Genomic DNA, 25,878 nt, shown 5'->3' on the forward strand with positions numbered 1-25,878 from the left:
GTGACGACCTACGACCCGCCACGTCCCTGGATCACCAGCTACGCAGCCGGAGTGCCCGAAGACCTCGAGCCGGTGGGCGGATCTCTCGTCGACATCGTCGCGACCTCCGCCCGCGATCACCCCGACGCTCCCGCGCTCGAGTTCTTCGGCCGCGAGACGTCGTACCGTCGCCTGCAGGAGCGCATCGATCGCGCGGCCGCGTATCTGCGCGACGCGGGAGTGCGACGCGGCGACAGGGTCGCGATCGTGCTCCCGAACTGCCCGCAGCACATCGCCGCCTTCTACGCCGTGCTGCGCCTGGGCGCCGTGGTCATCGAGCACAACCCGCTCTACACCCCGCGCGAGATGCGGAAGCAGTTCGAGGACCACGGCGCGAAGGTCGCGATCGTGTGGAGCAAGCTGGTGCCCCTCGTGCGGGAGTTCCCCGACGATCTCGCGCTCGACGCGGTCATCGCGGTCGACGTCACGACGGACATGCCGCTTCGGCTCCGCGCAGCGCTCCGGCTGCCCGTGTCGTCCGCCCGCGCGTCGCGGGACGCACTCCACACCCCGATCGACCGCGCCACGGTGTTCGGCACCTGGCACGAGGCCGAACGGCACGATCCGCTCCCCCCGACCCACGCCGGGCCGGCGACGGACGACCTCGCGCTCATCCAGTACACGAGCGGGACCACGGGCACGCCCAAGGGCGCGGCGCTGACGCATCGCAACCTGCTCGCCAATGCCGCGCAGTCCCGGGCCTGGGTGCCGACGATCGAGCGCGGCGAAGGATGCGTCGTCTACGCCGTCCTGCCGATGTTCCACGCGTACGGCCTCACCCTCTGCCTCACCTTCGCGATGTCGATGGGCGCTCGGCTCGTCCTGTTCCCGAAGTTCGACCCGGACCTCGTGCTCAAGGCGCACAAGCGCCATCCGGCGACCTTCCTCCCCCTCGTGCCGCCGATCGCCGACCGCCTGCTGCGCGCGGCGACGGAGGCCGGCGTGTCGCTCGCCGGCACCCGCGTCGCCATCTCGGGCGCGATGGCTCTGCCGCACGAACTGGTCGTCCCGTTCGAGGCCGCCACGGGGGGCTACCTCGTCGAGGGCTACGGACTCTCGGAATGCTCCCCCGTCCTCATGGCCAATCCCGTCGCCGAGAACCGGGTGCCCGGCACGGTCGGGCTCCCGCTGCCCGGGACCGAATGCCGGGTGGTCGACCCCGACGACCCCATGACGGATGTGCCGGACGGTGAACGCGGCGAGCTGCTCGTGCGCGGTCCGCAGGTGTTCGGCGGCTACTTCGGCAAGCCCGAGGAGACCGAGAAGGTGCTCATCGACGGCTGGTTCCGCACCGGCGACATCGTCACGATCGACGAGGCGGGGTTCGTCCGGATCGTCGACCGCATCAAAGAGCTCATCATCACCGGTGGCTTCAACGTCGCACCCACCGAGGTCGAGATCGCCCTCCGCCAGCATCCGGACGTCGTGGACGCCGCGGTCGTGGGGTTGCCGAGCGAGCATTCGGGCGAGGATGTCGTGGCCGCCGTCGTGGCCGCACCGGGTGCCACCCTCGACGAAGCGGCCATCCGGGAGTTCTGCCGCGGCATCCTGACGCCGTACAAGGTCCCCCGTCGGGTCGTCGTGGTGCCGGAGCTGCCGAAGTCGATGATCGGGAAGGTCCTCCGCCGTCAGGTGCGGGACGGGCTGCTCGAGCCGTAGGAACGTGATCCGAGGGCTCAGGCCCGGAATCCTCCCGGGCGCGGCTGCAGCCACGACGGGCGGCTATAGCCCTCGTCCCACGGGAACCGTCCCTCGAGATCGTCGTAGGTGAGCTGGAACGCCGGCACCGATGCGAACGGCGGGAGCCCGTAGTGGCCGTTGGCGGAGAAGAGGATCTCGCCGGGGTTCGGCACCTCCTCGACGGTCACCCGATGCGTCCAATCGTCGAACGTCACCACCTCGCCGACCGTTAGGACGTGACCGGCTCGCACGCGTTCCGCGACGGTGTTGATGACGGGGCCGGCGTCGTGCGGACTCAGCCCGACGACGAGGACCTCGGGGTGTGCGGGTGAGCGGGTGTGACACGGGGTCCTCCTCGTGTTGTCGCCGACGCTAGAGCGCGTCGAGGATCACCGAGTGCTCTGTCCCCAGGTCAGGCGTCGAGGGCCGCCGGCCCCTGCTCCACCAGCACGCGGAACTGCGCGGCGTCGATGATGCGGACGCCGAGCTGCTCGGCCTTCGCGAGCTTCGAGCCGGCCCCGGGCCCGGCGGCCACGAAGTCGGTCTTCTTCGACACCGACGAGCCGGCCTTGCCACCCGCCGCGAGGATCGCCTCCTGGGCACCCTCCCGCGTGTAGCCCTCGAGCGACCCGGTCGCCACGACCGTCACTCCCTCGAGGACTCCACCCGCGACGACGGCCGCGCCCGGACCGGGATGACCGGGCACGGCGAGCTGAGCACCGGCCGCCTCCCAGCGCTCGACGATCTCCCGGTGCCAGTCGACCTCGAACCAATCGATGAGCGAGTCGGCGATGATTCCTCCCACTCCTTCGACGGCGGCGAGCTCGTCTCGGCCGGCATCCCGGATCGCGGCCAGTGATCCGAACCACTGCGCCAGCGCGCGCGCCGCGACGGGCCCGACGTGGCGGATGCTGAGGGCGACGAGGTACCGCCAGAGGTCTTTCGTCTTCGCCTTCTCGAGCTCGTCGAGGAGGGTGAGCGCCTGCGCGGACGGCTGCGGGCCGGTGCGACCCTCGCGCTTCTCGGCGGGCGTGGGGTTGCGGCGGAACGGAGCCCGCGTGACGGGTTCGCCGGTCCTCTCGTCGATCCGCGGCTCGCCGGTCTCGCTGTCGCGGACGACGACCTCGATGGGAACCAGCTCGTCGAGGGTGAGCTCGAACAGCGCTGCCTCGGTCTCGAGCGGTGGTCGACGATCGCCGAGCGGCTGCGTGAGCGCCGCCGCGGTGACCTCGCCGAGGGCCTCGATGTCGAGGGCGCCGCGGGAGCCGACGTGCTCGACGCGGCCGCGCACCTGGGCCGGGCAGGACCGCGCGTTCGGGCACCGCAGATCGATGTCGCCCTCTTTCGCGGGCCGCAGACGCGAGCCGCATTCGGGGCAGTCCTCGGGCATGACGAACGCGCGCTCGGTGCCGTCGCGCAGCTCCACGACCGGGCCGAGGACCTCCGGGATGACGTCACCCGCCTTCCGGAGGACGACCGTGTCGCCGATGAGCACGCCCTTCGCGCGCACGACATCCTGATTGTGCAGCGTCGCCTGGCGGACCACGCTGCCGGCGACGCGCGCCGGGGCCATCACGGCGAACGGCGTCGCACGCCCGGTGCGACCGACCGAGACGACGATGTCGAGCAGCTTCGTGTTGACCTGCTCGGGCGGATACTTATAAGCGATCGCCCATCGGGGCGCGCGACTCGTCGCACCGAGCTCGTCGTGCAGGTCGAGCTCGTCGATCTTGACGACGACGCCGTCGATCTCGTGTTCGACGCTGTGCCGGTTCTCGCCGTAGTGCTCGACGTACGCGAGCACGCCGGCAATGTCGTCATGGGTCTGCGAATGCGGGCTGACCGGGAGGCCCCACTCCGCCAGCAGGTCGTAGACCTCGCTCTGCGCCGACACCGGCGGGTCCTGCCAGGCTCCCACGCCGTGGACGTAGAGCCGCAGCGCGGCGACGCGCGCTTCGGCGGCCTCCAGCTCGAGCCCGGACTTCTTGTCGAGCTGCTGACGCAACCCGCCGCTCGCCGCGTTCCGCGGGTTGGCGAAGGCCGGGAAGCGCCGCTCCGCGCTGACGACCGCCTTGGTCTCGTCGAAGTTCCGGCCTCGGGCGCGCGCGTCCTCGACGACGCGCTCCCGCATGCCGGCCTGGAGGGCGTTCAGCGAAGCGAACGCGGCGACGGGGATGAAGATCTCACCGCGCACCTCGACGATGCGGGGATGGCCCGAGCCGAGCAGTCGCGTCGGGATGCCGTCTATCCGCACCGCGTTGACGGTGACGTCCTCGCCGACGCGTCCGTCACCGCGCGTCGCCGCCGATGTGAGGACGCCGTCCTCGTACCGGAGGCTGATGGCGAGGCCGTCGATCTTCAGTTCCGACAGCCAGCGCACGGGTCGGCCGGACGCCGCCTGCGCCTTCTCGCACCACTCGGTGAGCTCGGCGGCGGAGAACACGTTGTCGAGACTGAGCATGCGCTCGGCGTGCTCGACGGGAGCGAACAGCGTGGACTCGGCCGCGCCCACCGTCTGCGTCGGGGAGTCCTGGGACTGCAGTTCCGGATGCCGCCGCTCGAGCGCGTCGAGGCGCCGCATCCACCCGTCGTACGTCTCATCGTCGACGACCTCGGCATCGCGTCCGTAGTACGCGTCGCGCGCCGCGGCGATCCGCTCGATGAGCCCGCGGGCCTCGTCGCGTGCGTCGTCGAGGCTGATCTCGGGGAGTTCTGCAGCTGCCACCCGGTCAGTCTAGAGAGGGGTCCGGACGCCCGTCGTGGGCGTTCCACCCGAGGGCTCGATGCGGTAGACGAACGATCCCGCGTAGGCGAACACCTCTCCGAGCAGGGCGACGCTCACTCTCACGTCGACCCGCTGGCGTCCCGGCGATCGGTCATCGACCCGCTCCCGAACGATGACGCGCGCGACGGCCGGGAGCGGGATGCGAAGCCCGCGCACGCGGGCGGCGAGACCGATCGAGTCCAGCTGCATCCCGCCGGCGTCCACGTGCGCCCGCAACCGCACCTCGAGTCCGCCGCGCCGCCCCAGACGATCGACGATCGTTCCACGCGGTCCCGGAGTCATGGCGTCCGACATGCGGCGCGACCGACGGGAGAACGCGAAGACGCGGTCCGCCCGGAGCGCACCCGACCCGTCGACGCGGTTCTCGATGCGGAAGGGAACGTCGCGCTCGCGCTCCGGAAAGAGCACGCGACGGTTCGCGAAGAGCCGGATGACCGGTCGCAGCAGCGTCGGGCCGGTGAACCCGGCTTCTTCGAACGTGCCCTCGCCGCGGCCGACGGCCCCGAGCGGGATCGAGCCGAAATACACGCGGAGCATCGGATCGAGAGCATCGAACGAGGCGCCGAGCGCCCGCTCGTAGACGGAGGCGCGCCGAAGCACCCGCTCGTCGGTCGCGTTACTGAACATGTTCAGAATCATACTAGGATCGCCTCATGGACACCCTGTCGAAGAAGGCGGTGGTCGCCGGCGCGTCGGGATTCATCGGCTCGAGCATCGTCGCGGCACTTCAGGAGGACGGCTACCGAACGGTCGCGGTCGGCAGGCGGGGCGAGGCGCGGTGGGGTGACCCCGACGCCCTGGTGCGCGCGGTCGACGGCGCCGAGCTGCTCGTCAATCTGGCTGGCACGTCGGTCAATTGCCGATACACCGATGCCAACCGCGACGAGATCCTCCGCTCGCGCGTCGAGACCACGCGTCAGCTGCACGAGGCGGTCCGCCGCGCATCGACTCCCCCGCCGCTCTGGGTGAATGCGTCGACCGCGACGATCTACCGGCATGCGATGGATCGGGCGAACACGGAGGCCGACGGCGAACTCGGCACCGGATTCTCCGTCGACGTCGCGCGGTCGTGGGAGCGCACGTTCTTCGCCGGTGACCTGCCGGTGACCCGTCGCGTCGCCCTGCGCATGGCCATCGTCCTCGGCGACGGCCCGGCCACGCGGCTGCTGTTCTCGCTCGCGCGCAGCGGTCTCGGCGGTCCGCAGATCGATGGGCCCCTGCTCCCCCACCGCCGATACCGGGGAATCGGCGACGAGCCCACCGGCGGCCCGGCGCCGTGGTACCGCACCCGCGGACGCCAGCGGTTCAGCTGGGTCCACATCGACGACGTCGTCGGAGCCGTTCGATTCGTCCGCGATCACCGCGGCATGACGGGAGTCGTCAACGTCGCGAGCCCTTCCCCGAGCGACAATCGCACCCTCATGCGCACACTGCGCACGATCGTGGGAACCCCGATCGGCGTCCCCGCCTGGCGCTGGATGCTCGAACCCGCCATGTGGGCGCTGCGCACCGAGCCGGAGCTCATCCTCAAGAGCCGGTGGGTCGTGCCCGAGCGGCTCGAGCGCAGCGGCTACCGTTTCGCGCACGTCGATCTCGCCGCGGCCCTGCGCGCGACGCGGACCCGGAGCGCACCGCGTCAGACGACAGCCGTCATCCCGCCGTCCACGAAGACCACCTGACCGCTGACGAAGCGCGACGCATCCGATGCCAGCCAGACGACCGCGCCGCCGATGTCGTCGGGCTCGCCCCAGCGTCCCACCGGGGTCCGCCCGAGAACCCACGCGTTGAAGGCCGGATCGTCCACGAGCGGCTGCGTGAGCTCGGTCCTGATGTAGCCCGGCGCGACGCCGTTGGCCCGCACGCCGTGCCCGGCCCACTCGGCCGTCATCGCCTTCGTCAGGTTGCGCAGTCCCCCCTTGGCCGCGGTGTACGCCCCGATCGTCGGTCGGGCGAGGTCCGTCTGCACCGAGCAGATGTTGACGATCGCTCCGCCCCCGCGTTCGATCATGCCGCGCGCGACGGTCCGGCCGACGAGGAAGGCGCTGGTCAGATCGGTGCGGATGACGCGCTCGAAGTCCGCCACGCTCACCTCGAGCATCGGCTCGCGGTGCTGCATCCCGGCGTTGTTCACGAGGATGTCGACCGGGCCGACCGCCTCGAGCGAGCGGATGCCGTCGATGACGCCGCCCTCGTCGGTGATGTCGAACACCGCTGACGACACGGCGCCGGTGCCGTACACGGAACCGAGCGCGCCGACCGCGTCGTCGACGGTCCGCGGATCGCGCCCGTGCACGATCACGTGGGCGCCGGCGTCGAGGAGCGCGCGGGCGATCGCGAGCCCGATCCCACGGCTCGACCCGGTGACGAGCGCGCGGCGACCGGCGAGGTCGAACGGGTTGGGCATGAGGGTCTCCCGGCTCAGTAGAACTCGACGGTGTCGACGACGTTGCGCGGCGTCTCGCCGTCGAGGAGGCGCCGAGCGTTCTCCGCGAACAGCTCGGCGATGCGGCGGTCTTCACGCGCATCGAGCGCGGCGGTGTGCGGACTGACGAGCACCCGAGGATGCGACCAGAGCGGGCTGTCGCTCGGCAGCGGCTCGACCTCGAACACGTCGAGGGCCGCGAATCCGACCCGGCCCGTCTCGAGCTCGCGCAGGAGCGCCGCCTCGTCGATGACCGTGCCGCGACCGACGTTGACGACCGTCGTGCCGGGGGCGAGCGCTGCGAGGAACTCGCTCCCGACGAGGTGGTGGGTCGCATCCGTTCCGGGAAGAGTGCTCACGACGGCCGACACCTCCGGGAGCACCGACCGCACGTCATCCGGGTGCACGGTGCGGGAGACTCCGGGCGCCGACGCGCCGCTGCGCGACGTGGCGATGACCGTCGCGCCGAGCGCCGACAGCTTCGCCGCCACGGCCGAGCCGATTCCGCCGAGCCCGAGGACGAGGGCGGTCTGGTCCGAGACCTGCGACATCAGCCAGCGACCGCTCCATTCGCGCTCGCGCTGCTGACGGAGCAGGCGCGGCAGGTGCTTGGCGCCCGCGAAGACACCGAACACTGCGAACTCCGCAAGAGAGTCGCCGTGGACCCCGGCGGAGGTCGTGAACACGACCCGCTCGAGCTCGGCGCCCGTCAGCTCCGCCGCTCGCACCTGACCGCCGCCGCCGGCGGCCATCGTGTGCACCCAGCGCAGCGACGGGTTCGACCGGACAGCGCGCGCGAGCGCAGCGGGATCGACGTCGGGGATGCCGTACAGGGCGTCGGCGCGATCGAGGAGATACTCGTAGGCTCGCTGCTGGCTCGGCGTACGCCGGAACGAGGGGTCCCCGGAGAAGTCCGCGGGGTGGCGCATCGGCGGCAGCAGCGCCTGATCGACGAACAGGTCGATACGCGGTTCGAGTTCGACGATGAGGTCGCACAGGGCTGGCTCGAGCGGAGCCGCGACGGCGACGCGCAGTCGCGAGGTCATCGCAGGGCCGCCACGGCGTCGCCGATCGCCGACACGGCAGAGGTGATGGTGTCGAGATCGGTCGCGAACGAGATCCGGAAGAACGGCGATTGACCATAGGCCGACCCCTGGATGACCGCGACGCCGACGCTGTCGAGCAGATACAGCGTGACGTCCTGGTCGCCCTGGAGCACACGACCGTCGGGAGTCGTGCGGCCGATCATCCCCGCGCAGTCGACGTACAGATAGAACGCGCCGTCCGGAGCGAGCGGCGTGAGGCCCTCGATGCGCGACAGGCCGGCCACGGCCGCGTCGCGGCGCTCGCGATAGACCGGGACGGTCTCGGCGATGAAGTCCTGCGGTCCCTCGAGCGCGGCTGCGGCCGCCGCCTGGCTGATGGAGGACGGGCACGACGACGTCTGCGACTGCAGGGTGTTGATCGCACCGATGAGCGCAGGGTCGCCGGCAGCGTAGCCGAGCCGCCAGCCGGTCATCGCGTACGACTTCGACACGCCGGAGACGACGAGCACGCGGTGGCGCAGGTCGGGTGCGACCGCCGCCAGGCTCGGCGCCGGCGCGCCGGTGAAGGAGATCTCGCTGTAGATCTCGTCCGACAGCACGCTGACGCGCGGGTGACGACGCAGCACGTCTGCCAGCGAGGCGAGCTCGGCCTCGGTGTAGATCGCACCGCTCGGGTTTCCGGGGCTGTTGAGGATCAACCAGGTCGTGCGGTCGGTGATGCTCGCGTCGAGCTCGCCGGCGGTCACCTTGTAGCCGGCCGCCTCTCTCGTCTCGACGATGACGGGGGTCCCCTCGTTCGCGCGCACCATGTCGGGGTACGAGACCCAGTACGGCGCGGGGATGAGCACCTCGTCCCCGGCGTCGATGGTGGCCATCAGCGCGAGGAAGATCACCTGCTTGCCTCCGCCGCCGACGGTGAGCTCGGCGTCCGAGTACTCGATGCCGTGCGTCCGTCGGAGCGATCCGCGGATCGCTTCGCGGAGCCGGGGTGTGCCGTTGACCGGGGTGTACTTCGTCTCACCCGCCTGGATCGCCGCGATCGCCGCCTGCTTGACGTGATCGGGCGTGTCGAAATCGGGCTCGCCGACGGTGAGATCGAGGATGCGACGGCCCGCCGACTTCAGCTCGCGAACGCGCGCTGCAGCCGCCGTGCTCGGCGACGGATTGATGCGGCCGAGACGTTCGGCGGCGCGGAACGACGAAGCCACGCTCACGATGCGTCCTCGATGTCGGTGGTGAGGCCCTTGGCCTTCAGCACCTCCGTGAGGTTGCACAGCTCGATCGTGGTTCCGCCCGCCCAGTACTTCGTGATGAGCTCGGCCTCGTGCGCGTCGCGGGCCGCGGACAGCTCCGCCGCTTCGCGGACCTCCTCGCGTCGGACGACGACGATGCCGTCGGCGTCCCCCTTCACGATGTCGCCCGGGCGGATCAGCTCGCCGCCGAACACGACGGGCTGGTTGAGGGCGCCGAGCGTCTCCTTGACCGTGCCCTTGATCGACACGCTGCCCGAGAACACCGGCAGGCCGAGCTCGCGCAGCTCGCGGGTGTCGCGGACACCGGCATCCGTCACCAGCGCCGAGATGCCCTTCGCCTTGCAGGCGTTGCCGAGCACGTCGCCGAACATGCCGGCTTCGGAGAACGCCCCGGCGGAGACGATCAGCACATCTCCCGGCTGGGCGTAGTGGATGGCGACCTGGAGCATGAGATTGTCGCGCGGCGCGCACACGACGGTGAAGGCCGACCCGACGAAGGAGCTCTCGGGGTCGATCGGCTTGATGCCCGAATCGATCGCGCCGCGGCGGCCTTGCGCCTCGTGGATCGTGGCGGCGGTGAACTCGCCGAGGCGTGCGATGTCGCCGGCATCGGCGCGCGGGATCCTGGTGGTGACGTGAACCATGTGTCGTCCTTACTTCGCGCCCTGCAGGGCGGCATCCTGGTCGCGGCGATCGAAGGTGAGGCCTCCGGGCACCTGGAAGGTGGGCATGAGCTCGACGAGCCCGATGTTGACGTGCGAGGGGGCGTCGACGGCGAACTCGATCGCCGCGACGACGTCGTCGACGGTGAGCGACTCGAAGCCCTCGTAGTACGTGGCCCAGGCCTCGGCGTCGGTCTCGGGGGTTCCGCCGAGGTTGCGCGAGAAGATCTCCGTCTCGATGCGGCCCGGGCTGAGCTCGGTGACCCGGACCCGCTTGCCCATCGCGTCGTTGCGCAGCTGTCGCGACAGCTGATGCACCGCGGCCTTGGTCGCGTGGTACGCGGTGTGTCCGAAGAAGTTGTAGTGGCCGGCGATCGAGGAGATGTTGAGGACGTGCCCCCGGTCGCGCTCGACCATGCCCGGGTAGAGCAGGCGCAGGATCTGCATGACCGCGGTGAGATTGACCTCGACGAGATCGTCGAGGTCCTCCGCCGAGGAGCTCAGGATGTTGCCCGCGCGGCTCACACCGGCACTGTTGAGGACGATGTCGGCCTCGACGCCGGCGAGCTCGCGTGTGAGGGCAGCGGTGTCGCGCACGTTCAGGGCGTGGGTGATGACGCCCTTCCCGGCCAGCTCGGCCAACCGCGACTCGTCGCGGGCGATGGCGTGCACGGTGAGGCCCTTCGACAGGAAGAGGTCGATCGCGCCCCGGCCGACGCCGCTCGTCGCGCCGGTGACGACGGCGACTCGGTAGTCGGAGAAAGTCATAGCAGGGTCCTTCCGGTGGTTGCGTTGGCGAGCGCGTCGAGGGCGGAGAAGACCGACCGGACGCGAGAGCGGAGAGCATCGAGCTCGACGAGATCGGCGCGGGCGCGCGCTGCGGCGTCCGCCGCGGATACGCGCCGGAAGCGGAGGCGCTGGCCAGGACGCACCTGTGCCAGCACGTCGAGCGACCCGGCGGTCACGACAGCCAGCACCGGGTAGCCGGCGGTGACGCCTCGCCCGCGGTGCAGCACCAGCAGCTCGTCGCCCGGCGGCACTTCGACGGCGCCGACCGGCACCCCGCGCGAGAGCACCTCGCCGGCGGTGAGGCGTTCGGGGAGCGGGCCCGTCATCCGGAGGCCGATGTGATTGCTCTTCGGGGTGACGAGGTACGGCTGCTCGAACAGGCGGGAGGACGTGTCGCCGAAATCGTCGATGTCCGGGCCGTCCGTCACATCGACCACGAAGCCGCTCGGGAGGCGAGGGACGTCGAGGCTGTAGAGCTCAGCCGAGAAGTGGTCGTTGAACACCGGCGCGGTCGCCTGGCGCAGCGGCAGAGTCGATCCGGCGTCGAGTCGACCGCCGAACCCGAGGACCGAGTCGGGAGCACAGCTGCCGAGCAGCCGGGGGACCTCGAACGAGCCGCGGACCGCGACGTATGCGCGCAGCCCGCCCTGGATCTCGCGCAGGGCGACGGTCTGGCCGGCGCGCACGGAGACGGGCTGACCGGCCGGGCGGCCGACGCCGTCGACCGTCACGTGCGCGTCGGCGCCGGTGACGGCGATGAGGACGTCGATGTCGCAGACGAACTCGAGATCGAGCGCCGTCACCTCGAGGAGCGGCTCGGACTCGGCGTTGCCGACGAGGATGTTCGCGACACGGGCGGAGCGCTGATCGAGCGCGCCGCCCACGGGAACACCGAACCGGGGACCGCGACGGCGGCCGAGGTCCGTCACCTGGGTCGAGCCCGCCTCGAGGACGCGGAGGATGCCCGCGGTCATCGCGCGGCCATCCTGTCGCCGAGGAGCGCCTCGTAGGCATCGCGCCCGATCGCGCGGAACCTTATGAGATCGCCGGGCTCGTAGGGGACGAAGGGCTCGGCGGCGAGGTCGAGCACTGTGAGGGGCGTCCGGCCGATGAGCGGCCACCCTCCCGGTGCGGCGGCGGGGGTGATGGTCGCCTGGCGCCCGGCGACGGAGACGACGCCCTGCGGGACGTGGGCTCGAGGACTGGCGAGTCGCGGCACGGGCCGGGGGAAGGCGGGTCCGTCGAGCATCGGCGAACCGCCGGGCGAGCCGAGGCAGCGCACGACGTAGGTCGGTCCGCTGTGCAGCCGGATCACCTCGTCGATGCCGATTCCCTGCGCCGCCGCCACCATCGCGAGGTCGAGCTCGCCCTCGGTGTCGTACAGCACCGGAACATCGAAGGTCCGGGGCCGCTCGGTGAGCGGCCGATCGTGGTCGAGCTCCTCGACGACGCGCCGCAGATAGTCGGCGAGGCGCTCGAGCGACACCTCCGCCGGATCGATCTCGACGAGCGCGGCGTCGTACGTCGGAATCACGCAGACGACGCCGGGCACCAGGGCCTCGTCGACGAAGCGCGCGAGATGATGCACGAGACGCCATCCCGCCTCGGGATCGGGCAGCGTGCTGACGACCCGGAGAGCCGTGTTGCCGCTCGCGGAGATGACGACGGGTGATCCGGACACAGCCGTCAGCCCAGCCAGTCCGCGAGCGACGCGATCTCCACGCCCTCGGATTCGAGCCCCGCGCGGATGCTCCGCGCGAGGTCGATCGCGCCGGGTGTGTCGCCGTGGACGAGCACCGTGTCGCAGGCGACCGGGATGGGCACGCCGTTGCGGCTCTCGATCACTCCGTCGACCACCATGCGCACGGTCCGCCGCCGGATCTCGTCGGCGTCGTGGATGACGGCTCCGGGCTCGGTCCGACGCACGAGGGTGCCGTCGTCCTCGTAGGCGCGGTCGGCGATCCCGACGATGCCGACGCGAAGACCCGCCGCTCGCGCGGCGTCGGCGAGCCTGCCGTCCTGGGCGAGGACGATGAGGTCCGGGGCGAGCCGCTTCGCGGCGTCGGCCACGGCCTCGGCGTAGTCCTCCCGGACGGCGACGAGGTTGCCGAGCCGCCCGTGCGGTGCGAGATGGGTGACGGTGGTGCCGTTGTACGCCGCGATCGCCTGGAGCGCGCCGAACTGGTAGAGCACGTCCGTCCGCACCTCGTCGGCGGTCAGGCCCATGTCCCGGCGTCCGAAGCCCTGGAGGTCCGGGAAGGACGGGTGGGCACCGACGCCGACGCCCCGCTGAACGCAGGCGCGGACGGTCTCGTCCATGATCTGCGAGTCGCCGGCGTGGAATCCGCAGGCGATGTTCGCCGACGTGAGGACGTCGAGGAGCGCCGCATCGTCGCCCATCCGCCACGGGCCGAAGCCTTCGCCGAGGTCGGCCACGAGGTCGATTCTCCGAGTCATCTCCAGCTCCTCTCGTCGTTGATATCGCTGTCGTCACAGACTAGGACGGCGGCACGAAGGAGTGCGGGATCGTGCCATCACCGTGCCAACGTCGGAAGGTCTTCCCCGGGAACCGGCGCCGGTTTGGAGCGCTCCTGGCAATCCACGTGCCATCACGCTCATCACGGCGCGAACTGCGGTGCCCGCAGAAGGGAGCGCAGGTACGCCATGGATTCGACGAAGTCGTCGTCCTCGTGCGGCTCGCACTTCGCTTCCACCGTGAGCGTGCCGGCGTAGCCGTCCGCGCGCAGGGCGTCGATCTGACCTGCGATGTCGGTCTCCCCGGTGCCGAACCGCTGCCACACCATTCGTCCGTCGATGAAGCTGCCGTCCTTGAGGTGCACGTCGCGGATGTGGAGTTTCAGCAGCTCGTAGCTGTCACGGAAGTGACGCCGCTCGGATTCGTAGAGATTGCCCGTGTCCCAGACGTACCCGAAGTTCGACCGGCCGACCCCGTCGAGCAGCCGCGCGCAGTTCTCTCCGGTGTCCGCCCACGAGCCGGGGATGTTCTCCAGGAGAAGCGAGAAGCCCCGACTGGCAGCCACGTCCGCGGCCTCGCCGAGGAGGTCGATGACCTGTTCGATGTCGTCCTCGGCATCGAGCGGGCTGCGCTCGATGCCGAACGTGATGAGGGTGTCGACGTCGATCTTCTCCGCCAAATCCAGGCTCATCGAGAGGATCTCGGTCGAGTGGAAGCCGATCAGGTCGCTGTGGAGATCCGCTTTGAACAATCCCGGCGAGACGGCGGAATAGTGGATGCCGTACTCCCCCGCCACGCTCTTGAGGCGGCCCCAGGCGGCGGCTTCGACGACAGGGAAGCGTTTGGCCTCCACCATTCGGATCTCGAAGTTGCGCACGCCCTGCGCCGTGGCCATCGTGAAGATCTTGTGGAAGGCCCCGGTCGATCGATCGGGGGTGACTTCGTCGGTGACGGTGGACAGGATCATTGAATCGATTCCTTCTCTCGGAATGTGCGCGGGCATCAGCCCTTGACCGCACCGGTCGTGATGCCCTTGACCAGGGAGTTCTGCAGCAGCAGGTAGACGATGAGGCTCGGCACGAGGGCGAGGAACGCACCGGCGAGGAGGACCCCCGTTCCGACCTGGACGTCCGCGCGCAGACTCGTCAGAGCGACCGTGATCATGTAGTCGCTCGTGGAGTTCGCCGCGACGAGCGGCAGCAGGTACTGATCCCAGATGCCGATGAAGCCGAAGATCGTGACGACGCCCAGCGCGGGCTTGCACAGCGGCAGCACGATCTGGAACAGCATCCGGATCTCGCCCGCCCCGTCGATGCGCGCGGCCTCCTCGATCTCGTCGGGGATGTCGCGCATAAAGGCCGTCATCACGAGGATCGAGAACGCCGAGGCCGCCACCGGCAGGATGACCGCCCACACGGTTCCGCGCAGGCTGATGCCCGTCAGCGGAACGTCGCCGAGCACGACCGCGAGCGGGACGGCGACGAGCTCCTCGGGGAGCATCATCGTCGCGAGGAAGAGTGCGAAGACCAGGGCCTGACCGCGGAAGCGGTGGCGGGCGAGCGCATACCCGGCAGTGACGGCCACGAAGGTCTGCAGCAGGAGGCCGCCGCCGGCGATCACGATGGAGTTCCCGAAGAATCCCCAGATACCGCGTTCGGAGGCGACCTCGAAGTTCTTCAGGCTCGGATTCGTCGGGATCAGGGTCAACCGCGTCGGGTCGGAGTTGAGGTCGAAGGCGCCCGCGATCACGGTGAGGACGGGACCCGCGAAGACGTACAGCACGATCAGCGCCAGAGCGATGCGCAGGACGACCGAGGATCGCCTCCCGGCGGTCCATCCCAGGGCGGTCTCGAAGCGCTCGGAGGGGTCGCCGCGGCGGCGGCGACGACGGCGACGCGGCGACACGATGATCGCCTCGGTCTCGGTGCGGACGGAGTGGAGCGCAGTAGTCATCACGCATCCTTCCTGCGGCGGAGGGCCGCCGCGGTCGCGAGGGTGAGGACGACGGTGACGACCAGCAGCAGAATGGATGCCGCCGACGCGATGCCCACCTCGTTCCGCTCGAACCCGAGCGAGTACGTCCGCGTCATCCAGACCTCGGTGGCGCCCGACGGGCCACCGCCGGTGAGCACCCAGACGTCCGTGAACACGCGGAGACTGCGGATCGCCGCGAGCACCAGGACGATCGTGAGCGCGGGGCGCAGTGCCGGCACGACGATGTGACGCAGGCGCTGCATCACGCCGGCACCATCGATCGCGGCCGCCTCGTAGAGGGACCGATCGACCGCCGCGAGGCCGGCGAGGAAGATCACCATGTTGTAGGGGGCGCCCTGCCAGATGCCGACGACCATCACCGACATGAGCGCGGTGCTCGGATCCTCGAGGAACCGCACGGGTTCGATGCCGAACAGTCCGAGCCCGGCGTTGAGATAGCCGTCCGCGGCCGGGTAGTAGATGATGCGCCAGACCTCGGCGACGACGGCCGTCGCGGTGACGACGGGGAGGAAAGCCGCGGTGCGCACGAGCCAGAGGAACTTGCTGCTGCCCTCCAGGAGCAGCGCGAGCGCGAGTCCGCCGACCAGCGCGCCGGCCGAACCGCCGACTCCCAGCAGGATGGTGTGCCAGATCGCGCTCCGGAACCGTTCGTCGCCGAGCACGGCGGCGTAGTTGGCCCACCCGACCCACTCGTCTCCGAGGAACGGTCGGACGTCGTGGAAGCTCATCCGGATCCCGGCGAACATCGGGATGAACTTGAAATAGGTGAACAGGAGCAGGGCCGGGATGAGAAAACCCCAGATGATCGAGCCGCGGCTGACTAAGCGCCGCACCCGGCCCGGTCGTCGACGCGGGTCACGGCCCACGTCGGGCGTCCGATCGGCGTCGCGCGTCGGGTCGGCGGCGCTTCGCCGGATGACGTCGGTCATCGGCCGGTCCCCTGCGCGGCGAGCTCCTCGTCCATCCGGTCGGCGAGGGCGCGGAGGCTCGCGGCATCCGCGGAGCACTGGCCGAACGACGAGTTGAAGCTCTCGGCGATGTCCTGCCGCACGACGGTGAAGTCGATGTCAGAGGGGAAGAGCCTCGAATCCTCGAGCTGCTCCTGCACGACGGCCCACCGGTCGTCGCCGTAGACGGCCACGGCGTCGATGCCTTCGTTCACGGGGAGACGGACCACGGGCTGACCCGGTGCCGTCATCCCGAGCTCCTGCCCGGCGGTCGAGATGAGGAACTCGGCGAGAGCGTGCTGCTTGTCGTGCTTGTCCGTGCTCGCTCCGAAGTAGATGCTCGTCCGCTCCTGCAGCGTGGTCGACCCGCCCGGGCCCGCGGGGGCGGTGATGACCTCGTAGGCGTCGGCTCCCGGCGTGTTGTCGAAGTTCGCGAACGCGTAGGGGCCGGTCTGGTAGATCCCGGCCTTCCCCTCCGCGAAGAACGGGGTCGCGCTCGCGTTCGTCAGCGCGCCGGGCTGCACCATCGACGGGGTGCAGATGACGTCCTGGAGCCATTCCACGGCGGCGACGCTGTCGTCGTCGGCGATCGCCGCCGTGTACGGACCGTCCTCGCCGCTGACGATCTCGCCGCCTCGCTGCCACAGGTAGGGCGCAGACCACCACGCGAAGAAACCCCGATCGGTCGTCCCCGGCACGGCCATGCCGAAGGTGTCTGCCACCCCGTTGCCGTCCGGGTCCTGCGTCGCGAACGCCGTCGCGAGCGCGAGCAGCTCGTCGTGCGTCTCGGGCACCTCGAATCCGAGCTTCTCGCGCCAGTCCTTCCGGATGAAGGTCACCTGGGCGTGCTGGCTGAACGGGACGCCGTAGTAGTCACCGTCGGCCATCTGCACGGAACGCCAGGAGTCCTCCGACAGCTCGTCGGCGCCGGCGATGGCGCCTCGATCGACGGGCAGCAGCATCCCCTCGTCGACGTAGTGGGCCATGCTCGACTGGTCGTAGATCAGAACGTCCGGCAGGTCACGAGCCGCCGCCCGCGCCTGCAGCTGGGTCTCGAACTCGACGGTGGCGAGGTACTCGACCTGGATGCCCGTCTCCCGGGTGAAGGCGTCGAAGACCGCTTGATAGGTGCGCGCCGCTTCGGGGCCGCTGCGCGACCACACCTCCAGCGGCTGTCCGTCGTCCTCGCTCCCCGCGCCGCCGGGGTCAGCGCCCGCGCAGGCCGGGAGTCCCAGCAGGAGCGCGACTCCGAGCACCGCTGCGCCCGTTCGAAGGGAAGAGTTCCTCGTCATCGGTGATACCGCCTTCCTTGGCTGTAACCGTTCGTCCTCCCGGCAGAACCCGGGGTGCGGCTCACACTATGTTTCGGCGGCGCGCAGCGGGCCGGATCCCTTACGCGGAAACGCGATACCCCCATCGCGGTTCACCCGAACGCCTCGGCCACCGCATCCGGCCACCGCTACCATCGAGGCACGGCGTGGGGAGCGCCGCGCACGAGACGACGACGACGCGCAGAGGCGGACGGCGATGGACGGCAAGAAGCTCGAGGCATTCGTCAAGGCCGTCGATCTCGGGAGCATCTCGCGAGCCGCCGTCTCGCTCCACCTCACGCAGTCGGCCCTCAGCCAGCAGATCGCCTCGCTCGAGGCGTCTGTCGGGGTGCAGCTGCTCGCCCGCTCGAAGCAGGGGGTGTTCCCTACGCAGGCGGGCCGCGTGCTCTACCGGCACTGCCAGCACCTGCTGCGCGGCATGGATGAGGCGCTCACGGAGGTGCGCGCCCGCGGGGAGGGCCCGAGCGGCCGGGTGTCGGTCGGACTCGCCCCGTACAGCCTCGCGCAATCGCTCACCATCCCGCTCCTCCAGGAGGTGCGTCGGCAATACCCCAACATCGTGCTGCACATCCGGGAGAACTTCGGCGGACTCCTCAGCGAGGCGATCGCGACCGGCCAGATCGACATGGGCGTGCTCTACTCGCCTGTCTCGTTGCGTGCGGTCCGGGTCGATCCGATCGTCGTCGACGAGCTGTGCGTGCTCGCCCACGAGCGCCGCGGCCTACCCGACCCGGTGAGCTTCGCCGCACTCACCGACGTCCCGATGCTGGTCCCGACGCGTCAGCACTCGATCCGGCTCGCCATCGATGCGGGCTTCCAACGCCACGACCTGTTCCCCCGCATCGCCGGCGAGGTCGAGTCCGTCCCGAGCCTGCTCGGCGCCGTCTCGGAGGATCTCGGATGCACGGTTCTGCCGCGGAGTTCCCTGCCCCCTCTCGACGCCTACCCGTCCATCGTCGGCGTCCCTTTCGACGAGGCGATGCCCATCCGGCTCGCGTTCTGCACATCGGCGAACGAGCCGCTGAGCGAGCCGGCCGTCGCCGTCGAGCGTGTGCTGCGGCGCCTCATCGCCGGTCATGCGACAGCCCCCACATCTGCCTGACGGGCGTGCGGACCTCGGTGGAACACTGTCCCGGCCGTGCCATATTGTGCCGTTCACGTGCCACACGCCCCGGTCCGACCGGCACCGACCCCCTGCGACGGGCGCTAGTCTGCGAGTCGAGCTGCACATCGCGTGCCGCACAGGAGGAAGCACATGGTCGTCCCAGCCCGCCGCGTTCGCCGCCGCGTGACGCTCACCGAGATCGCGGAGGCCTGCGGCATCGCCCCGTCGACCGTCTCGCGCGCCTTCTCGAACCCCAACCGCGTCAGCGCCGAGATGTACGAACGCATCACGAGCAAGGCGCAGGAGATGGGGTACGCGTCCGCGCTGCTCCCGGCAGCGGCCGACAACAGACTCGCGCGCGGCACGATCGCCCTGATCCTGCCCAACCTCACCAACCCCTTCAACCTCGACGTGATCCGCGGCGCGCAGGCCCAGATCCGCGCGGCGAGCTTCCTGCATCTGGTCGTGAGCACCGAGGAGTCCCTCCCCGTCGAGGAGCAGTGGCTGCGAGAGATGGCCCGCACCGCCGACGGCATCGTGATCTCGTCGCCGCGCATCGAGGACGAAGCTCTTCGCGCGGTCGCGCAGATCGCCCCCACCGTCATGATCAATCGCGAGGCGCCGGGTCTGTCCGGCGTCGTCATCGACACGCCGGCCGGCCTCGCGCAGGCGGTGCAGTACCTGAACTCGCTCGGCCACGAGCGCATCGCCTACGTCCGCGGTCCCCACGGCTCCTGGACCGACCGGACGCGCTTCGACGCCATCTCCGCGTCAGCCGCCGAGCGCGAGGTCGACCTCGTGGCCGTCGGCCGGTACCAGCCCACACTGGCCAACGGCGCGGCCGCGGCGGACGCCGTCGTGCTGACCGGAGCGACAGCGTGCATCTTCTTCAACGACGTCCTCGCGATCGGCGCGCTCGATCGGTTCCACCAGCTCGGCGTGTCGATCCCGGACGACCTGAGCGTCGTCGGATGCGACGACATCTTCGGCTCGTCGTTCTCCCACCCACCGTTGACGACGGTCACATCGCCCGGCGAGAGCGCCGGCCGCGCGGCGGTCGACCTCCTCATCTCGCGCTTCTCGACCCGCGACCGCTCCGATCGCATCGACCACATCTCCGCGCACCTCACCGTCCGCGCCTCCACCGCGCCCGCACCCCGCTGAGGCGCATCACGACACGGAGAAGGACCCGGTCGCCGTGGCGAGCCGGGTCCTTCTCGGTCGATCAGCGAGCAGCGGGTAGACGGATGGATGCGGTCACGGCATCCTTCTCGCGCTCGCTCTGCTGGAGCTCGTCCACCTCGTCGAGCGAGTAGCGACGCGTCTCCTTCGCGGTGAGGGCCGCGATGACGGCGATCGCCATCAGTCCGAGCCCGAGGAGGGACGGCCCGACCCAGTCGAGCAGGTCCTCGCCGGCCAGCGCGGTCGACGCGACCGGGCCGATGGCACCGGCGATCGCGAATCCGATCTGCGTCCCCACGGCCAGGCCCGAGACACGCACGCGGTTGGGGAACATCTCCGCGAAGAACGCAGGCCATGCGGCGTTGGCCGTGGAGTAGAAGAAGCCGTTGCAGAGGATTCCGAAGAGGAAGATGAGCGGCCAATTGCCCTCGGTGATCGCCCACAGGTACGGCGCGGTCGTGACACCGGCGCCGATGGCGCCGATGATGAACACCGTGCGACGCCCGATGAGGTCGGCGATGTAGCCGGCGAACGGCGTGTAGATCAGGGCCAGCAGGCTCGCCAGCACCGGCACCCACAGCATGGTGGGACGGTCGAGGCCGTATCCCGTCGTCGCGAAGGCGACGGAGAACGTGGCGAAGAGGTAGCTGACGCCGGCGATCATCGCGCAGGCCGCGACACGGATGACGGTGACCCAGTGGAAACGCAGCACCTGCTTCATCGGGGCCAGCTGGGCACCGAGTGCCTGGGCCTCGTGGAACGCGGGCGGCTCTTCGAGCGTGCGGCGGATGATGTAGGCCACGACCACGACGATCGCTGACAGCCAGAACGGAACCCGCCACGCCCAGTCGAGGAGCTGGTCCTGCGGAAGAGCGGCGAAGGGGATGAAGACGGCCGTGGCGAGCAGACCGCCCGACGCGGATCCGCTCGTGACGAAGCTCGTCGTGAAGGCGCGCCGGTGGTCGGAGGCGTGCTCGAGGCTCATCGAGATCGCGCTCGCCTGCTCGCCCGACACGGACAGACCCTGGATGATGCGGATCACCACCAGGAGGATGGGCGCCAGAACCCCCATGTCCTCGTACGTCGGAAGGCAGCCGATGATGAACGTGCAGATGCCGATGCCGAACAGCGTCAGCATCATGACGAACTTCCGGCCGAAGCGATCGCCGAGCGGGCCGAGGATGAACGCGCCCAGCGGACGGACGACGTACCCGACGGCGAGGGTCGCCATGCTGAGCAGCACGCGGATGCCGTCGGGCAGCTCCGGCGGGAAGAACAGCTGGTTCAGGACGAGAGCCGCGGCCGTGCCGTACACGGCGAAGTCGTAGTACTCGAGGGTGGTTCCGACCCAGGAAGCGATGGCCGCCTTCGCTGGTGTCTTCTTGGGTGTTGCGGTGTTCGTCATGGCGCCTCCATTGGCGGCTCTCGAAAGGGGCAGGCGACCGGGTGCTCTCGCCGACGCCCGCAGCCGGGGCTCGCTCGTCGGGTGTATCGGGGCGGCGTGCTCGCTCGCTTGTTGGAACTGTAGGAATCGTGCGATCGTTCCGACAAGCTCTGTGCCACACATGTGCCAGTCTTCGTCCGCTCAGCCACGAGTTTCCGGGGCACCCGTGGCCCGGAGGATTCTTCCGTTGCCGTCGCGTTGCCAGATGTGCACCCACGACGGACCGCCGCGCCGCGCGTACCCGCAGCGGGGATCGGTCGGAAAGATCAGGCGACCGGCACCGCCGACACGGTGCGATCGACCGTGAACTGGCCGACGACGCGCGTTCCGTCGTACACGACGGCGGTCTGCCCCGGAGCGACACCGTCGAAAGGCGTCTCTGGCGTCACGACGATCTCGTCCGCCCGCACCTCGGCTCGCGCCGGAACCGGATCGGAATGCGCGCGGATCTGCACGTGACACGCGAAGGACGGCTCCGCGGGGGCCCGGCCGGCCCAGGTGTGACGCCCGCCCGCGATCTCGGCGGTGGCGAGAGCCTCCTTCGGGCCCACCACCACGCGATTGTCGACGGGACGCACCTCCAGAACGAACCGCGGCTTGCCGTCCGGAGCCGGAACGCCCAGCTGCAGCCCGCGTCGCTGGCCGACGGTGAACGCGTGCGCCCCCTCGTGGCTGCCGACGACCGCACCGCTCCGATCGATGATCTCGCCGGTCTCGGCACCGACCTTCTCGGCGAGCCACCCGCGGGTGTCGCCATCCGGGATGAAGCAGATGTCGTGGCTGTCGGGCTTCTGCGCGACGGTCAGACCGCGCTCAGCAGCCTCCGCTCGAACGATCGCCTTGGACGGGGTCGACCCGAGTGGGAAATACGTGTGGGCGAGCTGCTGCGCGGTGAGCACGCCCAGGACGTAGGACTGGTCCTTCGCCGCATCCGAGGCCCGGTGGAGTTCCCGCCCCTCGGGTCCGTCGACGAGGAGTGCGTAGTGCCCCGTGCAGACGGCATCGAAGCCCAGCTCGATCGCCCGCTCGAGCAGCGCCGCGAACTTGATCTTCTCGTTGCAGCGCATGCACGGATTCGGCGTGCGGCCCGCGCGGTACTCCGACACGAAGTCCTCGATGACGTCGTCGCGGAAACGCTCCGAGAAGTCCCACACGTAGAACGGGATGCCGAGGCGATCGGCGGCGCGGCGCGCGTCCATCGAGTCCTCGATGGTGCAGCAGCCACGGCTTCCGGCACGCAGTGTGCCGCCGGCTCGCGACAGCGCGAGATGCACGCCGACGACCTCGTGGCCGGCGTCCACGGCACGCGCCGCCGCGACGGCGGAGTCCACACCACCGCTCATCGCCGCAAGAACACGCATGCGACAAGTCTACGGCGCGGACATCCGCCGGTCTCGTGCGGCCCGGGCCCGCGCGTGCACGTCCGGCAGCACCGCGAGGAAGGCGTCGACGTCGGCCGCGGTGCTCGTCCGCCCGAGAGTCAGGCGCAGCACCGATCGGGACGCCTCGTCGTCGTAGCCGAGGGCGAGGACGACGTGCGAGGGCTCGGTCACCCCGGCCTGGCAGGCGGACCCCGTCGACACGGCGACCCCGTGGGTGTCGAAGAGGAAGAGCATCGTCTCGCCGACGGTTCCCGGGAACATGACGTGGAGGTTGCCCGGCAGCCGAAGGCTCGGGTCCCCCAGCACCCGGGCGTCGGGAACGGCGGCGGTGATGCCCGCCGCGAGTCGATGCCGCAGCTCCGTCAGGCGCCGGCCCTCTTCCGTCCGCACGGCCTCGGCCCCGGCGAGCGCCGCGGCGAAGGCGGCGGCGCCGGCGACGTCGGGCGTGCCCGCGCGGAGGCCGCGCTGCGCGGCGCCACCGTGAGCGAGAGCGGTGAGTCGGGCATGACGCGACACGATGAGCGCCCCGGTGCCCACCGGCGCTCCCACCTTGTGCCCGGAGACCGACACGGCGACGAGACCGTCGGGTGTCCGGGCCGTGCCGCGCCAGCCCGCGAAATCGATCTCGACCGAGCCGAGCGCGGCGACGGCATCGAGGTGGAGGGGGACGGCCGCAGCCGCTGCGGCCCCGGCGAGCGCGACGGGGTCGTTGACGGTCCCGACCTCGTTGTTGGCGAGAAGGGCGGTGGCGAGGACGGCACCCGGCAGCGCGTCGGCGAATCCGTCCGGGTCGATGCGGCCGAGGGAGTCGAGGCCGACGCGGCGCACCGGGGCACCCCACCGCGACGAGAGCCACTGGACGGCGTCGAGGGTCGCGTGATGCTCGCCGTCCGGCAGGACGATCGCGCCCGGATCCTCGCGTTCGAACCACAGACCCTTCAGGGCGAGGTTGATCGCCTCGGTCCCACCGGAGGTGAACACGACCTCGATCGGCTCGCACCGCAGCAGAGCGGCGATGGCGTCGCGGGCGTCGTCGAGAAGTCGCCGCGCCGCCTGCCCGGCGATGTGGACGGACGAGGCGTTGCCGATGGTCTCGTGCGCGGCGAGCCAGGCGTCACGGGCGTCGGGATGCAGCGGCGTCGTCGCCGCGTGGTCGAGATACACCACCATGCGGGCCTCCTTCCGAGCATCGACGTCGCTCTCATTACTGTAGATCGCATGCCCGAGACGACACCCGACGCCCCGCCCGTCGCCGCTTCCGGCGAGCGCGTCCCCGCCGCCGCGGTCGCGCCTCGCGCGAAGCTCGGCGTCCACCTCGATGCGAACGGCGGCGGCACCCTCCGGGTGTGGTCGGCGGCGGCATCCTCGATGGATCTCGTGATCTTCGACGACGAGGACCTCGACTGGGCCGTCGACGAACGCGCCCTCCGGCCCGTGGGTGACGACGTGTGGGAGGTCTCGACCCCGTCCCTGCGCGCCGGCACGCGCTACGCGCTGCGCGTCGACGGCCCCCACGCCCCGGGCAACACCTTCAACCCGCAGTCCCTTCTGCTCGACCCGTACGCTCGCGGGATCGTCTCCGGCGGCCCGGACGACCATCGCTCCGTCGTCGTCGCGTCCTCCTTCGCGTGGAACGGGGTGGAGAAGCCGCGCGTGCCGATGGATCGGACCGTCATCTACGAAGCGCACGTGAAGGGGCTGACCAAGCGGCACCCCGACATTCCGCCGGCGCTCCACGGCACGTACGCCGGACTCGGGCATCCGGCGATGATCGAGCATCTCTCGGGCCTCGGAGTGACGAGCGTCGAGCTCCTCCCCATCCACGCGTTCGACACCGAGCCGCGCCTGCGCGCGCTGGGGCTCTCGAACTACTGGGGCTACAACTCGCTGTCGTTCTTCGCGCCCCACCCGGGGTACGCGACCGAGGAGGCGCGTCGATCCGGCGCGACGGCGATCCTCGACGAGCTCAAGCTCGCCGTCCGCAACCTGCACGAGGCGGGTATCGAAGTCCTGCTGGACGTGGTGTACAACCACACCGCCGAGCTCGAGCTCGGGGGTCCTCGGTCGAGTCTGCGCGGCATCGACAACCGCGCCTACTACCGTCAGCTCGACGACGGCGCGTACGTCGACGTCACCGGCTGCGGCAACTCCCTCGACACCTCCCACCCGGCTGCCGCGCGCCTCGTCCTGGACTCGCTGCGGTTCTGGAGCGAAGAGATGCAGATCGACGGATTCCGCTTCGATCTCGCTGCCACCCTCGGTCGTGACGCCTCTCACGCCTTCGATGCCGAGCACCCGCTGCTCCGCGGGATCGCCGAGGACGACGTGCTCCGCCACGACAAGCTCATCGCCGAACCGTGGGACATCGGCATGGGCGGCTGGCAGACGGGGTTCTTCGGGCGGGGCTGGCACGAGTGGAACGACCGCTACCGTGACGGCGTCCGCAACTTCTGGCTGAGCGACATCGAGTACATGCGCCGCGCCGGCACCTCGCCGGCGAGCGTGGGCGGGCTCGCGACGCATCTCGCAGGGTCCGCTCCCCTGTTCGGGCGCGAACGCGGACCTCTCGCGAGCGTCAACTTCGTCACCGCCCACGACGGCTTCACCCTGCACGACCTCGTGGCCTATGAGGTGAAGCACAACGATGCGAACGGCGAGCACGGCCGCGACGGCGCCGAGACCAACCGCTCGTTCAACCACGGCGCCGAGGGCGAGACGGACGATCCGCGCATCCTCACTGCGCGGCGCCGCGCCATGCGCAACCTCGCGGCGACGCTCCTGCTCTCGGCCGGTGTGCCGATGCTCACGGCGGGCGATGAGTTCGGTCGCTCGCAGAACGGCAACAACAACGCGTACTGCCTCGACGGCCCCCTGACATGGCTCGACTGGCAGCACAGCGCCGCCCAGACGCAGCTGACCGACCACGTGCGGCACCTGCTCCGACTGCGTCGGGAGCACCCCGCCCTGCGCCCGGTGCGGTATGCCGCGGAGCCGGACGACGGGCGCGAGGCGCCGGCCATCCGGTGGTACGACGAGACGGGCGCCGAGATGACGCACGAGCGGTGGACGGATGCCGCGCAACGCACCCTGCAGTACCTCGTCAGCTCGACTTCCGGCAGCGGTCCGGTCGACACCGTCCTGGTCGTGATCCACGGCTGCGAGGACGATCTCGCCGTGACACTCCCCGCCGGCGAGCGGGTCGATTCGTACCGTTCGCTGTGGTCGAGCGAGCACGACGACCTCGTCGCGGACGACCGCGTCTTCGCGCCGGGCGACCGGCTTGATCTGCACGGACCCAGCGTGCATGTCCTGAGCGCGAGCTGATCCGCAAGCCCGTATG

General features: G+C 70.4%; 23 protein-coding genes. 5 read left to right on the forward strand and 18 right to left on the reverse strand.

The features are described 5' to 3' along the window. Positions 1–1,698 (forward strand): long-chain-fatty-acid--CoA ligase, encoded by a 1,698-nt coding sequence (locus F6B42_RS07645; RefSeq protein ID WP_150419023.1) that lies wholly within the window; start codon positions 1–3, stop codon positions 1,696–1,698. Between the two features lie 17 nt (positions 1,699–1,715). Here the strand turns inward: F6B42_RS07645 and F6B42_RS07650 are convergent, their stop codons facing one another. The 3 genes from F6B42_RS07650 to F6B42_RS07660 form a co-directional block, all read right to left on the reverse strand. Further along, on the reverse strand, positions 1,716–2,018 hold the full coding sequence (locus tag F6B42_RS07650; RefSeq protein ID WP_150419024.1) for a DUF4262 domain-containing protein: 303 nt from the start codon (positions 2,016–2,018) through the stop codon (positions 1,716–1,718). A gap of 113 nt (positions 2,019–2,131) precedes the next feature. Then, positions 2,132–4,444 carry an NAD-dependent DNA ligase LigA gene (gene ligA, locus F6B42_RS07655; protein WP_150419025.1) on the reverse strand — a complete coding sequence of 771 codons (2,313 nt, stop codon included), beginning with the start codon at positions 4,442–4,444 and terminating at the stop codon, positions 2,132–2,134. Positions 4,445–4,453: 9 nt separating this feature from the next. Next, complete coding sequence (locus tag F6B42_RS07660; protein WP_191089303.1) at positions 4,454–5,131, reverse strand: DUF4166 domain-containing protein; 678 nt, start codon at positions 5,129–5,131, stop codon at positions 4,454–4,456. A 26-nt stretch (positions 5,132–5,157) separates the two neighbouring features. Between F6B42_RS07660 and F6B42_RS07665 the strand changes: the two genes are divergently transcribed. Further along, a complete protein-coding gene (locus F6B42_RS07665) occupies positions 5,158–6,183 on the forward strand; it encodes an epimerase (protein WP_150419027.1) in 1,026 nt (341 codons plus the stop codon). On the opposite strand, the gene F6B42_RS07670 is transcribed toward F6B42_RS07665, so the two are convergent. The 12 genes from F6B42_RS07670 to F6B42_RS07725 all read right to left on the reverse strand — a co-directional run bounded on the left by F6B42_RS07670 (position 6,141) and on the right by F6B42_RS07725 (position 17,386). After that, on the reverse strand, positions 6,141–6,908 hold the full coding sequence (locus F6B42_RS07670; RefSeq protein WP_150419028.1) for a glucose 1-dehydrogenase: 768 nt from the start codon (positions 6,906–6,908) through the stop codon (positions 6,141–6,143). The two genes, F6B42_RS07665 and F6B42_RS07670, sit on opposite strands and share 43 nt — an antisense overlap. A gap of 14 nt (positions 6,909–6,922) precedes the next feature. Continuing rightward, positions 6,923–7,972, reverse strand: coding sequence for a D-2-hydroxyacid dehydrogenase (locus tag F6B42_RS07675; RefSeq protein ID WP_150419029.1), 1,050 nt, complete (start codon positions 7,970–7,972; stop codon positions 6,923–6,925). Continuing rightward, complete coding sequence (locus tag F6B42_RS07680; RefSeq protein WP_223878404.1) at positions 7,969–9,186, reverse strand: aspartate transaminase; 1,218 nt, start codon at positions 9,184–9,186, stop codon at positions 7,969–7,971. Before F6B42_RS07680 ends, F6B42_RS07675 begins: the two co-directional genes overlap by 4 nt. After that, a complete protein-coding gene (locus tag F6B42_RS07685; protein WP_150419030.1) occupies positions 9,183–9,869 on the reverse strand; it encodes a 4-carboxy-4-hydroxy-2-oxoadipate aldolase/oxaloacetate decarboxylase in 687 nt (228 codons plus the stop codon). The genes F6B42_RS07680 and F6B42_RS07685 overlap by 4 nt, the downstream gene beginning before the upstream one ends. A 9-nt stretch (positions 9,870–9,878) precedes the next feature. After that, a complete protein-coding gene (locus F6B42_RS07690; protein ID WP_150419031.1) occupies positions 9,879–10,655 on the reverse strand; it encodes an SDR family oxidoreductase in 777 nt (258 codons plus the stop codon). Further along, the gene (locus F6B42_RS07695; RefSeq protein WP_150419032.1) at positions 10,652–11,650 is read right to left on the reverse strand and encodes a 5-oxoprolinase subunit C family protein; all 999 of its coding nucleotides are present in this window, start codon (positions 11,648–11,650) and stop codon (positions 10,652–10,654) included. The genes F6B42_RS07690 and F6B42_RS07695 overlap by 4 nt, the downstream gene beginning before the upstream one ends. Then, on the reverse strand, positions 11,647–12,357 hold the full coding sequence (locus F6B42_RS07700; protein ID WP_223878405.1) for a 5-oxoprolinase subunit B family protein: 711 nt from the start codon (positions 12,355–12,357) through the stop codon (positions 11,647–11,649). The genes F6B42_RS07695 and F6B42_RS07700 overlap by 4 nt, the downstream gene beginning before the upstream one ends. A 5-nt stretch (positions 12,358–12,362) precedes the next feature. Further along, positions 12,363–13,133, reverse strand: a complete 771-nt coding sequence (locus F6B42_RS07705) for a LamB/YcsF family protein (protein WP_150419033.1) — start codon at positions 13,131–13,133, stop codon at positions 12,363–12,365. Between the two features lie 161 nt (positions 13,134–13,294). Beyond that, positions 13,295–14,119, reverse strand: a complete 825-nt coding sequence (locus F6B42_RS07710; RefSeq protein WP_150419034.1) for a sugar phosphate isomerase/epimerase family protein — start codon at positions 14,117–14,119, stop codon at positions 13,295–13,297. 35 nt (positions 14,120–14,154) lie between these two features. After that, entirely contained in the window at positions 14,155–15,105 is a 951-nt protein-coding gene (locus F6B42_RS07715) for a carbohydrate ABC transporter permease (RefSeq protein ID WP_150419035.1), read from the reverse strand. Next, positions 15,105–16,076: a carbohydrate ABC transporter permease gene (locus F6B42_RS07720; RefSeq protein ID WP_150419036.1), complete on the reverse strand. Its 972-nt coding sequence runs from the start codon at positions 16,074–16,076 to the stop codon at positions 15,105–15,107. Before F6B42_RS07720 ends, F6B42_RS07715 begins: the two co-directional genes overlap by 1 nt. Continuing rightward, on the reverse strand, positions 16,073–17,386 hold the full coding sequence (locus F6B42_RS07725; protein ID WP_150419037.1) for an extracellular solute-binding protein: 1,314 nt from the start codon (positions 17,384–17,386) through the stop codon (positions 16,073–16,075). The genes F6B42_RS07720 and F6B42_RS07725 overlap by 4 nt, the downstream gene beginning before the upstream one ends. Positions 17,387–17,621: 235 nt before the next feature. Between F6B42_RS07725 and F6B42_RS07730 the strand changes: the two genes are divergently transcribed. Then, entirely contained in the window at positions 17,622–18,527 is a 906-nt protein-coding gene (locus F6B42_RS07730) for a LysR substrate-binding domain-containing protein (RefSeq protein ID WP_150419038.1), read from the forward strand. A 153-nt stretch (positions 18,528–18,680) separates the two neighbouring features. Next, a complete protein-coding gene (locus F6B42_RS07735) occupies positions 18,681–19,694 on the forward strand; it encodes a LacI family DNA-binding transcriptional regulator (RefSeq protein WP_150419039.1) in 1,014 nt (337 codons plus the stop codon). Between the two features lie 61 nt (positions 19,695–19,755). On the opposite strand, the gene F6B42_RS07740 is transcribed toward F6B42_RS07735, so the two are convergent. From F6B42_RS07740 to F6B42_RS07750, 3 genes are all read right to left on the reverse strand, one after another. Further along, entirely contained in the window at positions 19,756–21,117 is a 1,362-nt protein-coding gene (locus F6B42_RS07740; RefSeq protein WP_150419040.1) for an MFS transporter, read from the reverse strand. 305 nt (positions 21,118–21,422) lie between these two features. Beyond that, entirely contained in the window at positions 21,423–22,517 is a 1,095-nt protein-coding gene (gene mnmA / locus F6B42_RS07745) for a tRNA 2-thiouridine(34) synthase MnmA (protein WP_150419041.1), read from the reverse strand. Between the two features lie 9 nt (positions 22,518–22,526). Beyond that, on the reverse strand, positions 22,527–23,708 hold the full coding sequence (locus F6B42_RS07750) for a cysteine desulfurase family protein (RefSeq protein ID WP_150419042.1): 1,182 nt from the start codon (positions 23,706–23,708) through the stop codon (positions 22,527–22,529). Positions 23,709–23,756: 48 nt separating this feature from the next. Between F6B42_RS07750 and glgX the strand changes: the two genes are divergently transcribed. Beyond that, a complete protein-coding gene (gene glgX, locus F6B42_RS07755; protein WP_150419043.1) occupies positions 23,757–25,862 on the forward strand; it encodes a glycogen debranching protein GlgX in 2,106 nt (701 codons plus the stop codon). Positions 25,863–25,878: the final 16 nt, after the last annotated feature.

Origin of the sequence: Microbacterium radiodurans, from assembly GCF_008710705.1 — a bacterium.
In the GTDB taxonomy this organism is placed as follows: Bacteria; Actinomycetota; Actinomycetes; order Actinomycetales; family Microbacteriaceae; genus Microbacterium; species Microbacterium radiodurans.

Coding starts and splice junctions, on each gene's coding strand:
- F6B42_RS07675 (WP_150419029.1), bottom strand. CDS start 7,972: ATGACCTCGCGACTGCGCGTCGCCGTCGCGGCTCCGCTCGAGCCAGCC.
- F6B42_RS07695 (WP_150419032.1), bottom strand. CDS start 11,650: ATGACCGCGGGCATCCTCCGCGTCCTCGAGGCGGGCTCGACCCAGGTG.
- mnmA (WP_150419041.1), bottom strand. CDS start 22,517: ATGCGTGTTCTTGCGGCGATGAGCGGTGGTGTGGACTCCGCCGTCGCG.
- F6B42_RS07750 (WP_150419042.1), bottom strand. CDS start 23,708: ATGGTGGTGTATCTCGACCACGCGGCGACGACGCCGCTGCATCCCGAC.
- F6B42_RS07730 (WP_150419038.1), top strand. CDS start 17,622: ATGGACGGCAAGAAGCTCGAGGCATTCGTCAAGGCCGTCGATCTCGGG.
- F6B42_RS07715 (WP_150419035.1), bottom strand. CDS start 15,105: ATGACTACTGCGCTCCACTCCGTCCGCACCGAGACCGAGGCGATCATC.
- F6B42_RS07710 (WP_150419034.1), bottom strand. CDS start 14,119: ATGATCCTGTCCACCGTCACCGACGAAGTCACCCCCGATCGATCGACC.
- F6B42_RS07660 (WP_191089303.1), bottom strand. CDS start 5,131: ATGTTCAGTAACGCGACCGACGAGCGGGTGCTTCGGCGCGCCTCCGTC.
- F6B42_RS07735 (WP_150419039.1), top strand. CDS start 18,681: ATGGTCGTCCCAGCCCGCCGCGTTCGCCGCCGCGTGACGCTCACCGAG.
- F6B42_RS07685 (WP_150419030.1), bottom strand. CDS start 9,869: ATGGTTCACGTCACCACCAGGATCCCGCGCGCCGATGCCGGCGACATC.
- F6B42_RS07690 (WP_150419031.1), bottom strand. CDS start 10,655: ATGACTTTCTCCGACTACCGAGTCGCCGTCGTCACCGGCGCGACGAGC.
- F6B42_RS07665 (WP_150419027.1), top strand. CDS start 5,158: ATGGACACCCTGTCGAAGAAGGCGGTGGTCGCCGGCGCGTCGGGATTC.
- F6B42_RS07725 (WP_150419037.1), bottom strand. CDS start 17,386: ATGACGAGGAACTCTTCCCTTCGAACGGGCGCAGCGGTGCTCGGAGTC.
- F6B42_RS07720 (WP_150419036.1), bottom strand. CDS start 16,076: ATGACCGACGTCATCCGGCGAAGCGCCGCCGACCCGACGCGCGACGCC.
- F6B42_RS07670 (WP_150419028.1), bottom strand. CDS start 6,908: ATGCCCAACCCGTTCGACCTCGCCGGTCGCCGCGCGCTCGTCACCGGG.
- F6B42_RS07705 (WP_150419033.1), bottom strand. CDS start 13,133: ATGACTCGGAGAATCGACCTCGTGGCCGACCTCGGCGAAGGCTTCGGC.
- glgX (WP_150419043.1), top strand. CDS start 23,757: ATGCCCGAGACGACACCCGACGCCCCGCCCGTCGCCGCTTCCGGCGAG.
- F6B42_RS07740 (WP_150419040.1), bottom strand. CDS start 21,117: ATGACGAACACCGCAACACCCAAGAAGACACCAGCGAAGGCGGCCATC.